A 13,671-nucleotide genomic window follows, 5' to 3' on the forward strand; every position below is an offset into this window, starting at 1 on the left:
GCCGTAGATAACGAACGCGTCTGAACCGTTCTTTGTCACGGTTACCGGCAGGCATCGAGCCACTCAACCGGGCCCAAAGACGTAGGTGAAATCAGTCTTCTGTTTCTTGGAAGATTAGGTCCGAGTCCACCAGTTGGACATAGGCCATGGGAGCTGCGTCGCCAGCGCGGTAGCCACACTTGAGAATCCGTGTATAACCACCGGGACGCTCTTTGTAGCGATCACCCAGCGTGTCAAACAGTTTCTGCACCATGTCACGGTCCCTCAGCCGAGAAAACGCGAGCCGTCGATTCGCCAGTGAAGGGTCTTTCCCAAGTGTGATAAGCGGTTCGACAAATCTTCTCAGCTCCTTGGCTTTCGGTACGGTTGTACGGATCTGCTCATGTCGAAGCAGGGAAGCTGCCATATTTTTCATCATCGCGCTTCGATGACTCGAAGTGCGATTCAGATGTCTTCCTGATTTACGGTGTCGCACGGCTTGTCAATCTCCCAAACGATCGAGTTCGGAAGAATCCCGTCTTAGACTCGGCGGCGGCCAGTTCTCAAGTTTCTGACCAAGGTAAAGGTTACGTTCCGCCAGCACTTCCTTGATCTCAGTCAGGGATTTCTTGCCGAGATTCGGAGTTTTCAACAGTTCCCCCTCGGTCTTCTGGACCAGGTCGCCAATATAGTGAATCTGCTCAACTTTCAGGCAATTGGCAGATCTCACGGTCAACTCCAACTCATCCAGCGGCTTCAGGAGCTCCTTGTCGAATTGAGGCTCTTCCTCGATTTCAGGCTCTTCAACCGTTTCCTGCAAGTTGGCAAACGTTTCGGTTTGTGTGTGGAGTATTGTTGCCGCATGCCGCACTGCGTCGCGCGGCTCGATTGTGCCATTGGTCTCGATGTCCAATATCAACTTGTCGAAATCTGTTCTCTGTCCAACCCGGGCATTGTCGACCTTATAGGATACACGTCGAATCGGCGTGTAGTAGGCATCTACCGCCAACTTGCCTATCTCAGTCGAGGACGTTTCGATTCCTGTGTCCAGCAAACGATAGCCATGTCCCCGAGTCACGGTCAACTCCATCACCAATCGGGAGCGGGACAGTAAATGGGCAATCACAAAATCCTTGTCTATGATCTCGACATCGTGAGCTTCCTCGATGTCCGCTGCCGTCACGACACTCGGACCTTTCTTGTCAAGTTTCAGTACTGCCTTATCCCGTTCATTGCCATGCATTTTGACCGCGAGGTTTTTCAGATTCATCAAAATCTCGATGACTTCTTCGCGAACCCCATCGATGACGTTGAACTCATGCAATACATCCTTTTCCCCATCTGAGATTTTCACTTCGGTGATTGCTGCTCCCGGCATCGAAGACAGCAATATCCTGCGAAGCGCGTTTCCCATTGTGTGTCCGAAGCCCCTGGCAAGTGGCTCGAGCAACACTTCTGCCCGCTTATCGGAAATTTCCTTGACCTTGATCGTACGGGGTGCCAAGGCCAAAAATTCAGAAACGTCGTAACTTTGTTCCATATTCAAACTCGTGTCAATTTACTTGGAGTAATAACCAATCACCAATGTCTCATTGATGTCTTCAGTAATTTCATCGCGCTCAGGCAGATTCTTGTAAACGCCTCGGAAGTTGTCAACATCGACCTCGATCCAAGTTGGAAACCCGTTGCGCTCAGTGATGTCCAGTGATTCCTTCACCCGAACCTGCTCCCGACTCTTCTCACGCACCTGTACAATATCTCCCGGTCTAACCTCAAACGATGGAATATTGACACGCTTGTTGTTGACTTCAATTGCATTGTGATTGACCAGCTGACGTGACTCAGCCCGCGTTGCACCGAATCCCATCCGATACACAACATTGTCCAGCCGGGATTCAAGGATCTGAAGTAGATTCACACCCGTCGAGCCCTGTCTTCGCGAAGCTTCCGTGAAGTGTCGACGAAACTGCTTCTCCATTACGCCATAAGTTCTTCTGAGCTTCTGCTTTTCCCGTAACAGCCGGCCATAGACTGTCACTCTCGGGCGTCTCGAGGCAACTTTCTGACCAGGCAGTTTGTCAGCTCGACACTTTTGCTCAAACGTTCTGTAGCCACCCCGGTGTTTCAACCCAAGGTCAACCTGTTCGCGTCGAGCGAGTTTACAAGCCGGTCCCGTATATCTTGCCATTGTTCAACTCCAATCAGGGTCTTCGACGTTTGGGCGGACGACAACCGTTATGGGGTATCGGTGTAACGTCGGTAATGCGGCTTACTTCCAGTCCGGCCGCGTTGAGCGCACGCAGAGCAGAATCCCGACCGGGCCCTGGCCCACAGACCTGCACTTCAATCGATCTCATCCCCATATCCTTCGCACTTCTTGCACAGTCCTCAGAAGCCATCTGAGCAGCGAAAGGCGTACTTTTACGCGAACCCTTGAAATCCATTTTTCCCGCTGTCGACCAACAAAGCACATTGCCCTGTCGATCGGTTATTGTCACGATCGTATTATTGAACGTCGCATGAATATGTGCGATTCCCTCGCCGACTGTGCGCTTGATTCTGGCCTTACGCTTTCTGCCCTTAGTTCTTGCCACCTTGATCTACCACCTACTTGCGAATTGGTCTGCGCGGTCCCTTACGGGTTCTGGCATTTGTCGATGTTCTCTGCCCCCTCACAGGAAGCCCTCGCCTATGGCGTAATCCCCGATAACACCCCAGATCCATCAACCGCTTGATATTCATGGAAACCTCCCGTCGCAAATCGCCCTCAATCATATATTTTGCGACTTCCGAACGAAGTTTCTCCGCTTCTTCATCAGTGAGTTCCCGTACTTTCTTGCTTCCGTCGATCTGCGTATCCAGACAGATCGTGTCGGCAGTCTTGACCCCGATTCCGTAAATCGCGGTCAACGCAATACGAATGTGCTTCTGTACGGGTAGATTTATTCCTGCTATACGTGCCAATCTAAGTCACCTTTCCAATCAATGTTCATCCCTGTCTTTGCTTATGACGGGGATCTGAACTGCAATCAACTCGCAAAACACGATTGCGTTTGTAGATCCTGCAGTTACGACAGATTTTCTTTACTGACGCTCTTACTTTCATTTCAATTCTCCCGAATTCTACCTGGTGATTCCCAGACCACTCGATATGCTGGATTTCTTCAGCAAGCTCTCATACTGCCGTGACATCAGGTGTGACTGCACCTGCGCAATCAGATCCAGCATGACGACAACTATGATCAGCAGCGAAGTTCCACCGAAATAAAATGGCACACTCCACTGGACCACGAGAAATTCCGGAATCAGACAAATGACCACAAGGTAAATCGCTCCAGCCAACGTCAATCTAGAGACTACGGTATCGATGTACTTGATGGTCTGTGAGCCCGGACGGATTCCAGGAATGAACGCACCGGACTTCTTCAGATTGTCTGCCATATCCTTTGGACTGAACACCAATGCAGTATAGAAAAAACAGAAAAACGCAATCATTCCCGAATACAGCAGCATATAGATCGGTTGACCCGGACCAATCGTCGTTGCAATGTCCGACAGCCAGCCCATCCCTTCCGTCTGCCCGAACCAGCTTCCGAGACTCACCGGAAACAATATGATGCTCGACGCAAAAATCGGTGGGATGACACCCGCCATATTGATCTTGAGCGGCATGTGATGGGTTTGCCCGGCCAGCATCTTGCGGCCCTGTTGGCGCTGTGCATAGTTGACCGTGATTCTGCGTTGTCCACGCTCGAAGAACACCACACAGCCGGTCACCAATAGTGCACCGACGAACAGTACGAGAACTCCAATAGGCGTGAACGCACCGGTTCTTGCGAGTTCCAGCGTACCGGCAACGGCCGACGGCAGTCCTGCGACAATACTTGCAAAGATCAACAAGGAGATACCATTGCCGATACCTCGTTCTGTCGTCTGCTCACCCAGCCAAACCAGAAACATGGTTCCGGTTACCAGACTTGCCACCGTTGTCAATTTGAATCCAAGTCCCGGTGTGAGGACAACCGCACTTCCACCCGCAACCTGACCCTCAATGGCGATCGCGATTCCAAGCCCTTGAAAGGTCGCCAGCAGAACTGTTCCATAGCGGGTATATTCGGTGATTTTCCGACGTCCGGCTTCACCTTCCTTCTTCAGCTGCTCCAGCTGCGGAATCACAGCACTCATCATCTGCATAATGATTGAGGCTGAGATGTATGGCATCACACCCAGTGCGAAAACCGAAAGGCGGGACAGAGCGCCACCCGAAAACACATTGAAAATATCGACAATCGACCCTCGGGTCTGCTCGAACAATGCAGCGACGGCAACAGGGTCGACACCTGGAACCGGTATATGCGTTCCCAGCCGGAACACCACCATGGCACCCAGTACAAAAAGAATCCTCATCCGCAGCTCACTGAGCGTGCCGAGACTCGGCAGTCGTCTTGATGCTTTCGGAGCAGCCATCCGCTTATTCCTCAATCGTGCCTTTCACAGCTTCAATTGCCTGTCGGGCACCTGCTGACACCATCAGCCCCTTGATATGGACACTGGCTTCAATCGAACCCGAAACAATCACCTTGGCGTTCATCGCCTTACGCGGAACAATACGAAGTCGCTTGAGGCGATCAATATCAATCACCTCATCACCGAGTTTCGCAATCTCACTCAATCTGACCTCGGCAACTTTTCCGCAAGTGAGAGACGTAAAGCCTCGTTTGGGCAACCGGCGCTTAATAGGCATCTGTCCACCCTCGAACCCGGCGCGGACACCGCCGCCGGAGCGCGAGTTCTGTCCCTTGTCTCCACGACCGCAGGTGCTGCCATGCGTGGATCCCGCGCCGCGGCCGACCCGCTTGGCCTTCTTTCTTGCGCCGGGAGGACTTTGCGTCACTATTCTGTTTTCCATCAGTCGATTTCCTCGCATTCAACCATGTAAGAGACCTTGCTGACCATCCCACGGACCTGTGGCGTGTCCTCAAGTTCCCTGATCTGATTGATTCTACGAAGTCCCAAACCGTGCACACACGCCTTATGGCTTTTCAATCGGCCATTTATGCTGCGGATCAGTTTGACCCTTAGTTTCCGTGAATTGCTATCGCCCATGATTCAGTCGTTCATCCAAGATTACAACTCAGAAAATCGCATAAACATTCTTTGAACGCTTATCAGCAATTTCCTGCGGACTTCGAATCGATGTCAATCCGTCAATCGTCGCTCGCGCAACATTGATCGCATTGGTGGTCCCGACCACTTTCGCCAGCACGTCGCGCACCCCGGCCATTTCAAAAATCAAGCGCATGGTGTCACCCGCGATGATTCCTGTTCCGGCCGATGCCGGTCGCATCACAACTTTCGCGGCACCATGCCGACCGATAATCGGATACTGGAGGGTGCCGTTTTTCAAATGAATCCGAACCATGTTCCGTCGCGCATTCTCAAACGACTTCTGGGCCGCGACTGGCACTTCCCGTGCCTTGCCGATACCGATTCCGACCCGTCCCGCACCATCACCTACTACAGTCAATGCGGAAAAGCCGAAAATACGACCACCCTTGACCACTTTGGCCACACGACGCACATTGATCAACTGCTCCTTGATCTCGTCGCGGTTCTTGCTGTCTTGCTCAGAAATAGCCATCAAAATTTCCTCTACCTAAATTGTCAACCCTGCCTCACGGGCAGCGTCAGCAAGCGCCTTCACTCTTCCATGGTAACGGTGACCGGAGCGATCAAAACCGATCTCATCGATTTTGGCTTCCTTTGCCCGTTCGGCGATCTTCGCACCAACAAGTTTCGCGGCTTCGATGTTGCCACCGAACTTCAACCCGCTGCGCAATTCCGCCTCATTGGTCGAAGCACTGACCAATGTCGTCTCGCCATCAGGCGATATGATCTGTGCGTAGATGTGCTTCGACGAGCGCGTCACACACAGTCTGTTCTTACGGTGCAGCCTCAGTCTGGCCCGCGCCTTGCGCGCCCGGCGCAACCTCTTTGTTTTCTTCTCACTCATAGCCCTAGCTGCTTATGCTCTTGGCCTGCTTTCGACGAATTCTCTCGTCGGAATACCGTACACCCTTGCCCTTGTAAGGTTCAGGCGGACGCATCCTGCGAATGTCAGCTGCAACCTGACCGACGACTTGCTTGTCAATACCCCTGATCACCAACTCAACCTGTGAACTGCTTTCGGACTTGATCTCAAAGGTCACACTCTTCGGTGCCTCGTATTCGATCGGATGTGAGTATCCTAAAGACAGATTCACCTTCGACCCGTTTGCCTGAGCCCTATATCCAGTGCCAACCAGCGTCATTTCCCTTTCGAAGCCCTGACTGACGCCGACAACCATGTTGTTGACCAACGATCGCATTGTTCCAGACATCGCCCGCGACTTCACACTCGAATTTCTGGCGCGAACGAAGATCGAACTGTCCTCATCGGAAACCTTTACCGAATGATGCAACGGCATCTGCAGACTTCCCTTGGGTCCGTCGACCTTGATGACTCCGCCAGACATATCAACCTTGACACCGTCAGGAATGACTACCGGCTCTTTGGCTATTCTTGACAAACCGAAACCTCGCCTAACTTACCGTACAGATGACTTCTCCGCCCACGCGTGCTGCCTGAGCCTTTTTCGCCGTCATCACACCCTGGGACGTGGAAATAATCGCGATGCCCAATCCCCCGCTTACCGAAGGAAGTTCGTCCTGGCCTCGATAGACCCGACGCCCCGGCCTGCTCACACGATTAATGCTCTCGATGACAGGCTGGCCTCTGTAATACTTGAGCTTGACCGTCAGCTCACGGCGGGTCGCCTCACCGGACTCACTGTAGTCGACGATGTATCCTTCTTCTTTCAGCACTCGGGCGATCTCGCGTTTCATACCGGAGCCCGGCATTGAAACCTCGACCCGCTCGGCCTTCCCGCCGTTGCGCACCCGGGTCAGCATATCTGCAATCGGATCAGTCATTGACATGAAACATGTTCTCCAAATTAATGTATTGCGCTGTAACGGCTACCAACTGGACTTCGTTACGCCGGGCGCCTCACCCCGCATGACAATCTCACGCAGTTTGCCTCGTCCCAGACCAAACCTTCGATAAAACCCTCTTGGCCGTCCGGTCAGGCCGCAACGATTGCGTTGACGGCATCGGCTGCCATCCCGCGGCAGCTTCTGCAACCGCATCGTCGCTTCCATCCGCTCTTCCAATGACAAACCCGGCTCAATCACCCGCTTTTTCAGCTCGGCTCTGCGCTCCGCGTGTTTTTGCGCCATCTTCTCTCGTTTGACTTCACGAGCCAATAAGGACTTCTTTGCCATGATCAGTTCTGCCTCAATGGGAAATGAAAGCCTCGCAACAGGGCATCGGCTTCCCCGTCTGTCTGCGCGGTCGTCGTAATGGTAATGTTCAGACCGCGAATCACATCTACATTGTCATAATTGATTTCGGGAAACACAATCTGTTCCTTGATCCCAAACGAATAATTGCCGCGACCATCAAAGGACTTGGCCGATAAACCCCTGAAATCCCGTATCCTGGGAATCGTAATGGAAATCAACCGGTCCAGAAACTCATACATCCTGGTTCGCCGCAACGTAACCATGCAACCGATTTCATATCCCTCCCGGATCTTGAATGCGGCCACCGCGCGTCTCGCCTTGGTTACAACCGGCTTCTGACCGGCGATCAATTCGAGATCACTGCGGGCATTGGTGATCAGATTCTTGTCCCGCTTGCTGATCGCATCGCCCACACCCATGTTCAAGGTGATTTTTGTCACCTTTGGCACCTGCATCGGATTGTCATACTTGAACCTTTCGGTCAGGCTTGGTATCACCTCTTCCCGATACAAGGTCTCCAGTCTCGCCAGTTCCGTCATGTCAGAACCTCATCATTGGACTTGAAATACCTGACCTTGGTACCGTCTTCCAAAAACCTGAAACCAATCCGATCGGCTTTGCCGGTCGCGGGATTGTAGACCGCCAGGTTTGACAGTTGAATGGGTGCCTCTTTCGAGACAATTCCACCCGTCTGATTGGCGTTTGGATTCGGACGCGTATGCTTTTTGACGATGTTGACATCATTCACCAACGCCCGCCGTCCATCCGCGGTGATGTTCAGCACCGTCCCGCGCTTTCCACGGTCGCGGCCGGCTATCACAATCACATCGTCTCCTTTCCTGATTCTGTTCATTCTGACAGTCCTGTCTCAAATCACTTCAGGCGCAAGTGAAACTATCCGCATGAATTTCTCTCTTCTCAACTCGCGGGTAACCGGTCCGAATATACGAGTGCCAACCGGCTGATGCTGGGCATTCAGCAACACGACAGCATTGCGGTCAAATCTGATCAGCGACCCATCCGGACGTCTCACCCCTTTCTTGGTTCGAACCACAACCGCGAAGAAAACGTCGCCCTTTCGGACTCGACTGTTGGGAATCGCTTCCTTGATGGTGATTCGAATCACATCCCCGATTCCAGCGTAACGACGCTTGGAACCACCCAGTACCTTGATGCACTGAACACGTTTCGCGCCACTGTTGTCCGCGACGTCAAGCATTGTCTGCATCTGAATCATAATCCATGCGCCCCCTGTCAGCCTGATCCGTGATCAAGTATCTCCACCAGCTGCCAGCACTTGGACTTCGAAAGTGGCCGACACTGCCGGATCACGACCCGATCGTTCTCGCTGCAGTTGTTGTTCTCATCATGAGCGTACAACTTGGTAAACCGTTTCACGTACTTCCGATATAGCGGATGCGGAATCTTGCGCTCGACCTGAACGGTGATGGTCTTGTCCATTCGGGCACTGACCACCACGCCGGTGACGGTTCGCGACTTTTCTACCTGCTCTTCGCTCATTTCACTCACTTGTTACTCATCTCGTTCAGGACCGTCTTGACTCTGGCGATGTCCTTGCGATACTCCTTGAATTTCGCCGTATTCGAAAACTGTCCTGTACTCTGCTGTATGCGCGTCTCCAGTTGCTGTCGCCGCAAATGGATGATTTCTTCACGAAGTTCCACTTCGGCCTTGCTACGCAGTTCCTTGGCTGTATTCATAGCACTCCCTGCCGTTTGGCGAATGTTGTCTGAACCGACAGTTTTGCACCGGCACGCCGAAACGCCTCTCGCGCCATCTCTTCGGTCACGCCCTCGATTTCGTACAGCATGTGACCGGGTTTGACTACAAAAACCCAATATTCGGGGTTACCCTTTCCCTTGCCCATTCTCACTTCCAATGGCTTTTTTGAGACAGGCTTGTCGGGAAAGATGCGAATCCAGACTTTTCCGCCGCGCTTGACATATCGGTTGATCGCACGTCGCCCCGCCTCAATTTCCCGGGAGGTGATGCGACCGCGTACGGTTGACTTCAGACCGTATTCCCCGAAGCTGACAAGATTGCCTCTCGTTGCCAACCCCCGATTGCGGCCTTTTTGCTGTTTTCGATACTTTGTTCGTTTCGGCTGTAACATTCAATTGCGCCCGCTTATGCGTCTGACTTGACCTCACCAACTGCGGCAGGCTCTCGTTTCTCCTGAAAAACCTCACCGGTAAATATCCACACCTTGACTCCAAGCACACCGTATGTGGTATGCGCTTCCGCCAGTCCGTAATCAACCTTGGCCCGGAACGTGTGCAAGGGCACCCGACCTTCCCGGTACCACTCGGTTCGTGCAATTTCCGCACCGTTCAGCCTGCCGGATATCATCACCTTGACACCCAACGCGCCGACTCGCATCGAGTTCTGAACCGCGCGCTTCATGGCGCGTCTGAACATCATGCGTTTTTCGAGCTGCTGACAGATACTCTCCGCCACCAGTTTGGCATCCAGGTCAGGCTTGCGAATCTCTTCCACCGACACTGAAACCGGCGCGCCATTGATTTCAGTCAGCTCGCGTCTGAGAATGCTGATATCCTCACCCTTCTGACCGATCACAGTTCCAGGTCGTGCAGTATGGATGACAACTTTCATGTTCTGCGCCGGACGCTCAATCGTGATATCGCTGATCGCCGCATTTGAAAGTTTGCCTCGAATGAAACTGCGCACCTCGGCATCTTCTTTCAGATACTTCGCATAATCCCGTCCGGTGGCAAACCAACGGGACGTCCATTCAGATGTGATGCCCAGTCTGATTCCTACCGGCTGTACTTTCTGTCCCATAGCCTATCTCTTCATGCCTCGTCGGATAAAACAATCGTTATATGACTGCTTCTTTTGAATATTCGGTTTACCCGGCCACGCGCTCTTGCCCGCCAGCGCTTCATCGTCGGCGCCTCATCAACATAGGCATAGCGCACCACCAGCTGATCGATGTTCGCACCCTCATTCACCTCAGCATTTGCGATCGCGGAGTCCAGTGTCTTGAGAACAAGTCTGGCAGCTTTCTTGGTGCTGTAACCCAATAAATCCCTCGCACGCTCGACAGGAAGACTCCGAATCTGGTTGACCACCAGACGGCACTTCAAAGGCGAAATTCGCACATATCTTGTAACTGCCCGTACCTGCATCATCAAATCTCTTGCGTCATCTTGCCTTGCGGTCTGCAGCGTGTCCTCTGAACGTCCTGGTCGGAGCGAACTCACCCAGCTTGTGCCCGACCATGTTCTCCGTAATCAATATCGGCACGTGATGACGCCCGTTATGCACGGCGATCGTCAAGCCGATAAAATCCGGCATGATGGTCGAACGTCTTGACCAGGTCCGTATCGGCTGTCGACGGTTCGCCTCTTTGGCCTCTTTCACTTTGTTCCAGAGAAAATGGTCGACAAACGGTCCTTTCTTGATTGATCTGCCCACGATAGTTCCTTTCCGATATTACTGACAAATTGCTTATCTTCTGCGTTTTGTCGCGCGTCTTACAATCATGTTTCCGGTACGTCGGTTACGACGCGTACGATAACCCTTGGTCGGCACACCCCACGGCGAGACCGGATCGCGTCCGCCGGATGTCCTGCCCTCACCTCCGCCATGCGGATGGTCTACCGGATTCATTGCGACTCCGCGAACCGTCGGCCGGATGCCGCGCCAGCGCTTCGCACCCGCCTTGCCGAGTTTGCGCAGTCCATGTTCCTCGTTGCCGACCTCACCGATGGTCGCCCGGCACTCGAGATTGACTTTCCGCACCTCGCCGGATCGCATGCGAATAAGCGCATACTTGCCCTCACGACCCAGGAACTGTGCGGAAGTTCCGGCAGATCGAGCGATCTGACCCCCTTTGCCCGGTTTCAATTCGATGCAGTGAACGATCGTGCCCTGGGGAATCTGCTTCAGCGGAAGTGTATTTCCGCGAGCGATTGGAGCCGAAAGGCCTGACTGCAGCACATCGCCGACTTTCACGCCTCGAGGCGAGATTATATAGCGTCTCTCGCCGTCGGCATATAACAACAGGGCGATATTCGAACTTCTGTTCGGGTCGTATTCAATCCTTTCCACTTTCGCCGGAATGTCATCCTTATTGCGCCTGAAATCGATAATCCGATACTGCCGTTTATGGCCACCGCCACGATGACGAACCGTAATCCGGCCGTGATTGTTGCGACCGTTCGTCTTTCGAACCGGTTCTACCAGCGCACGATAAGGCGCGCCGTCATACAGCCCCGGGTTGACAACCTTCACCATGCCTCGCCGGCTTGGTGTTGTTGGATTTTGCTTGACCAGTGTCATTTGGCGATAGCCCTACGAATCCAATGTTTGCGTAAAATCAATGTCATCGTCCGGATGCAACCGGACGAACGCCTTGCGACGATCCGACTGCTTTCCAAAACTGCGCCCGAATCGCTTTTTCTTGCCTTTGGAGTTCGAGATCTGGACGCCCTGAACCCGGACATTGAACAGCTTCTCGACCGCCCGGCGCACTTCAGTCTTGGTCGCGTCTCGGGCGACCTCAAACATCAGCTGGTTGTACCGGTCGGCCACCATGCTGCTCTTTTCCGATACGATCGGTGAGCGGATTATTTCATACAGACGTTCGCTCATCACGACAACCATCGATCCATAAACTCGACCGCGCTTTCGGTCATCACAATCCTTCCGCAGTCGATCACATTTGCCGGATTCAGCATGCTCGGCGCAATGACGAAAACATTCGGAATGTTGCGTGCGGCGAGGTTCAGATTGTCACTGACATTCTCGTCCACAATGAGCGCCGACTTGCAATTGAGATGACCAAGACAGCTCACCACATCACGTGTTTTCGGCGTTTCCATCTGCATTTCGTTCACGACCACCAGGTTGCCCCGACGCAGGGTTTCCGACAGCACAGACCGCATCGCCACGCGGAAAGACTTTCGATTGACCTTTTGTGAATAATCCCGCGGAGAGTTCGGAAACGCCCGGCCGCCACCGCGAAACAAGTTGCTGTTCTTGGTTCCCGCTCTTGCCCGGCCGGTCCCCTTCTGACGATGGGGCTTGGCCCCGCCACCTCTGACCGCAGACCTGTTTTTCTGTGCGTGCGTACCGGAGCGGCTTGCCGCCCGACAGGCAACGCTGACCTGATGCACCAATGCACCATTGAATTCCGCATCGAAGTTCGAATCGGACACTTCGATCGACTTGTCTACGTTTCCCTTTCGGTCCAATACTTCCAACTGCATCAGCTGAACCTCATCATTCAACCGCAGCCGGCGCCTTGGCCTTTACCGCGGATGTCACAACAATAATCGACTGCCGGCTTCCGGGAACCGCACCCTTGATCAGCAACAGCGATCGATCCTCATCAACACTGACGACTTCCAGATTCTGCTGCACCTTGGTATCACATCCCATATGGCCGGCCATTTTCTTCCCCGGGAATACGCGGCTCGGCGTCTGGTTCTGGCCGATTGATCCGGGTTTTCGATGCGCTTTCGAATTTCCGTGAGTCGCACGTCCACCACCGAAATTATGTCGCTTCATAACGCCGGCAAATCCGCGTCCGATCGAAACACCCTTGACATCAACCTTCTGACCCGGCTCAAACATATCCACACCGAAACTTGTACCGGTGCTGATTTGTGACACAGCCTGGGAATCCAGTCGGAATTCCCAAAGTCCGTTGCCCGGCTCCACCTCGGCTTTTGCAAAAACTCCGCGAGCCGGCGCAGTCAGTTTCTTGTCTGCGATACTGCCTGTGGTCACCTGAACAGCATTGTAACCATCCGATTCGTCTGTCTTGACCTGTGTGACAACATTCGGTTTCACCTCGACGACCGTGACCGGAATCGACGATCCACCCTCGGTAAAGACCCGGGTCATCCCGATTTTTGTCCCTATCAATCCCAGTGTCATGAATTCAATCCCTGCAGTTCGACTAGCGAAGCTTGATCTCGACATCAACGCCGGACGGCAAGTCCAGCTTCATCAACGCGTCAATTGTCTTGTCGGTCGGGTCAACGATATCCATGATTCGCTTGTGGGTACGGATCTCGAACTGATCGCGGGACTTCTTGTCCGCGTTCGGTGACCTGAGCAATGTATATTTCTCGATTCTCGTCGGCAATGGAATCGGTCCGCGGACAATTGCGCCACTTCGCTTTGCCGTCTCGACAATCTGCGAAGCGGAAAGGTCAATCGACCGGTGATCGAATGCCTTCAATCGGATACGGACTTTCTGACCGTCGATCGTTTTTGCTGAAGGTGTTGCCATCGAATTCAATTCCCGATCACTTGAGGATCTTGGTCACGACGCCGGCGCCGATGGTGCGTCCG

General features: G+C 53.2%; 28 protein-coding genes. All 28 read right to left on the bottom strand.

Going from position 1 to position 13,671, the window contains the following annotated elements:
* Window positions 1-91: 91 nt before the first annotated feature.
* The 28 genes from rplQ to rpsJ are packed head-to-tail and all read right to left on the bottom strand — an operon-like array spanning window position 92 to window position 13,585.
* On the bottom strand, window positions 92-475 hold the full coding sequence (rplQ, locus tag OXI60_03750; protein MDE0308928.1) for a 50S ribosomal protein L17: 384 nt from the start codon (window positions 473-475) through the stop codon (window positions 92-94).
* 6 nt (window positions 476-481) lie between these two features.
* On the bottom strand, window positions 482-1,519 hold the full coding sequence (gene rpoA / locus OXI60_03755) for a DNA-directed RNA polymerase subunit alpha (protein ID MDE0308929.1): 1,038 nt from the start codon (window positions 1,517-1,519) through the stop codon (window positions 482-484).
* Between the two features lie 18 nt (window positions 1,520-1,537).
* Window positions 1,538-2,167: a 30S ribosomal protein S4 gene (gene rpsD / locus OXI60_03760; protein ID MDE0308930.1), complete on the bottom strand. Its 630-nt coding sequence runs from the start codon at window positions 2,165-2,167 to the stop codon at window positions 1,538-1,540.
* A 13-nt stretch (window positions 2,168-2,180) separates the two neighbouring features.
* Window positions 2,181-2,573, bottom strand: coding sequence for a 30S ribosomal protein S11 (rpsK, locus tag OXI60_03765; GenBank protein MDE0308931.1), 393 nt, complete (start codon window positions 2,571-2,573; stop codon window positions 2,181-2,183).
* Between the two features lie 13 nt (window positions 2,574-2,586).
* Window positions 2,587-2,943, bottom strand: coding sequence for a 30S ribosomal protein S13 (gene rpsM, locus OXI60_03770; protein MDE0308932.1), 357 nt, complete (start codon window positions 2,941-2,943; stop codon window positions 2,587-2,589).
* A 25-nt stretch (window positions 2,944-2,968) separates the two neighbouring features.
* Window positions 2,969-3,085 (bottom strand): 50S ribosomal protein L36, encoded by a 117-nt coding sequence (rpmJ, locus tag OXI60_03775; protein MDE0308933.1) that lies wholly within the window; start codon window positions 3,083-3,085, stop codon window positions 2,969-2,971.
* A 17-nt stretch (window positions 3,086-3,102) separates the two neighbouring features.
* Complete coding sequence (gene secY, locus OXI60_03780; GenBank protein MDE0308934.1) at window positions 3,103-4,446, bottom strand: preprotein translocase subunit SecY; 1,344 nt, start codon at window positions 4,444-4,446, stop codon at window positions 3,103-3,105.
* A 4-nt stretch (window positions 4,447-4,450) separates the two neighbouring features.
* Complete coding sequence (gene rplO / locus OXI60_03785; GenBank protein MDE0308935.1) at window positions 4,451-4,888, bottom strand: 50S ribosomal protein L15; 438 nt, start codon at window positions 4,886-4,888, stop codon at window positions 4,451-4,453.
* Window positions 4,888-5,085 (bottom strand): 50S ribosomal protein L30, encoded by a 198-nt coding sequence (gene rpmD, locus OXI60_03790; protein ID MDE0308936.1) that lies wholly within the window; start codon window positions 5,083-5,085, stop codon window positions 4,888-4,890. The genes rplO and rpmD overlap by 1 nt, the downstream gene beginning before the upstream one ends.
* A gap of 28 nt (window positions 5,086-5,113) precedes the next feature.
* Complete coding sequence (rpsE, locus tag OXI60_03795; protein ID MDE0308937.1) at window positions 5,114-5,620, bottom strand: 30S ribosomal protein S5; 507 nt, start codon at window positions 5,618-5,620, stop codon at window positions 5,114-5,116.
* Between the two features lie 15 nt (window positions 5,621-5,635).
* Complete coding sequence (gene rplR, locus OXI60_03800; GenBank protein MDE0308938.1) at window positions 5,636-5,992, bottom strand: 50S ribosomal protein L18; 357 nt, start codon at window positions 5,990-5,992, stop codon at window positions 5,636-5,638.
* A gap of 4 nt (window positions 5,993-5,996) precedes the next feature.
* Window positions 5,997-6,548: a 50S ribosomal protein L6 gene (gene rplF / locus OXI60_03805; protein MDE0308939.1), complete on the bottom strand. Its 552-nt coding sequence runs from the start codon at window positions 6,546-6,548 to the stop codon at window positions 5,997-5,999.
* Between the two features lie 13 nt (window positions 6,549-6,561).
* Complete coding sequence (rpsH, locus tag OXI60_03810; protein ID MDE0308940.1) at window positions 6,562-6,957, bottom strand: 30S ribosomal protein S8; 396 nt, start codon at window positions 6,955-6,957, stop codon at window positions 6,562-6,564.
* Window positions 6,958-6,996: 39 nt separating this feature from the next.
* On the bottom strand, window positions 6,997-7,302 hold the full coding sequence (gene rpsN, locus OXI60_03815) for a 30S ribosomal protein S14 (GenBank protein MDE0308941.1): 306 nt from the start codon (window positions 7,300-7,302) through the stop codon (window positions 6,997-6,999).
* Between the two features lie 2 nt (window positions 7,303-7,304).
* Window positions 7,305-7,853, bottom strand: a complete 549-nt coding sequence (rplE, locus tag OXI60_03820) for a 50S ribosomal protein L5 (GenBank protein MDE0308942.1) — start codon at window positions 7,851-7,853, stop codon at window positions 7,305-7,307.
* A gap of 5 nt (window positions 7,854-7,858) precedes the next feature.
* The gene (gene rplX, locus OXI60_03825; protein ID MDE0308943.1) at window positions 7,859-8,176 is read right to left on the bottom strand and encodes a 50S ribosomal protein L24; all 318 of its coding nucleotides are present in this window, start codon (window positions 8,174-8,176) and stop codon (window positions 7,859-7,861) included.
* 15 nt (window positions 8,177-8,191) lie between these two features.
* A complete protein-coding gene (rplN, locus tag OXI60_03830) occupies window positions 8,192-8,560 on the bottom strand; it encodes a 50S ribosomal protein L14 (protein MDE0308944.1) in 369 nt (122 codons plus the stop codon).
* A 17-nt stretch (window positions 8,561-8,577) separates the two neighbouring features.
* Complete coding sequence (rpsQ, locus tag OXI60_03835) at window positions 8,578-8,844, bottom strand: 30S ribosomal protein S17 (GenBank protein ID MDE0308945.1); 267 nt, start codon at window positions 8,842-8,844, stop codon at window positions 8,578-8,580.
* Window positions 8,845-8,849: 5 nt separating this feature from the next.
* Window positions 8,850-9,044, bottom strand: coding sequence for a 50S ribosomal protein L29 (gene rpmC, locus OXI60_03840; protein MDE0308946.1), 195 nt, complete (start codon window positions 9,042-9,044; stop codon window positions 8,850-8,852).
* On the bottom strand, window positions 9,041-9,457 hold the full coding sequence (gene rplP / locus OXI60_03845) for a 50S ribosomal protein L16 (protein ID MDE0308947.1): 417 nt from the start codon (window positions 9,455-9,457) through the stop codon (window positions 9,041-9,043). The genes rpmC and rplP overlap by 4 nt, the downstream gene beginning before the upstream one ends.
* Before the next feature lie 14 nt (window positions 9,458-9,471).
* Window positions 9,472-10,146, bottom strand: a complete 675-nt coding sequence (gene rpsC / locus OXI60_03850; GenBank protein MDE0308948.1) for a 30S ribosomal protein S3 — start codon at window positions 10,144-10,146, stop codon at window positions 9,472-9,474.
* 11 nt (window positions 10,147-10,157) lie between these two features.
* Window positions 10,158-10,493, bottom strand: coding sequence for a 50S ribosomal protein L22 (gene rplV / locus OXI60_03855; protein MDE0308949.1), 336 nt, complete (start codon window positions 10,491-10,493; stop codon window positions 10,158-10,160).
* Between the two features lie 16 nt (window positions 10,494-10,509).
* The gene (rpsS, locus tag OXI60_03860) at window positions 10,510-10,782 is read right to left on the bottom strand and encodes a 30S ribosomal protein S19 (protein MDE0308950.1); all 273 of its coding nucleotides are present in this window, start codon (window positions 10,780-10,782) and stop codon (window positions 10,510-10,512) included.
* Between the two features lie 33 nt (window positions 10,783-10,815).
* Entirely contained in the window at window positions 10,816-11,649 is an 834-nt protein-coding gene (rplB, locus tag OXI60_03865; GenBank protein ID MDE0308951.1) for a 50S ribosomal protein L2, read from the bottom strand.
* Window positions 11,650-11,661: 12 nt separating this feature from the next.
* Window positions 11,662-11,961: a 50S ribosomal protein L23 gene (gene rplW, locus OXI60_03870; GenBank protein ID MDE0308952.1), complete on the bottom strand. Its 300-nt coding sequence runs from the start codon at window positions 11,959-11,961 to the stop codon at window positions 11,662-11,664.
* A complete protein-coding gene (gene rplD, locus OXI60_03875; GenBank protein MDE0308953.1) occupies window positions 11,961-12,578 on the bottom strand; it encodes a 50S ribosomal protein L4 in 618 nt (205 codons plus the stop codon). Before rplD ends, rplW begins: the two co-directional genes overlap by 1 nt.
* A gap of 13 nt (window positions 12,579-12,591) precedes the next feature.
* Window positions 12,592-13,251, bottom strand: coding sequence for a 50S ribosomal protein L3 (gene rplC, locus OXI60_03880; GenBank protein ID MDE0308954.1), 660 nt, complete (start codon window positions 13,249-13,251; stop codon window positions 12,592-12,594).
* A 22-nt stretch (window positions 13,252-13,273) separates the two neighbouring features.
* Entirely contained in the window at window positions 13,274-13,585 is a 312-nt protein-coding gene (gene rpsJ / locus OXI60_03885) for a 30S ribosomal protein S10 (GenBank protein ID MDE0308955.1), read from the bottom strand.
* Between the last annotated feature and the right edge of the window lie 86 nt (window positions 13,586-13,671).

It is taken from the genome of Acidiferrobacterales bacterium (assembly GCA_028820695.1).
GTDB lineage: Bacteria > Pseudomonadota > Gammaproteobacteria > Arenicellales > JAJDZL01 > JAJDZL01.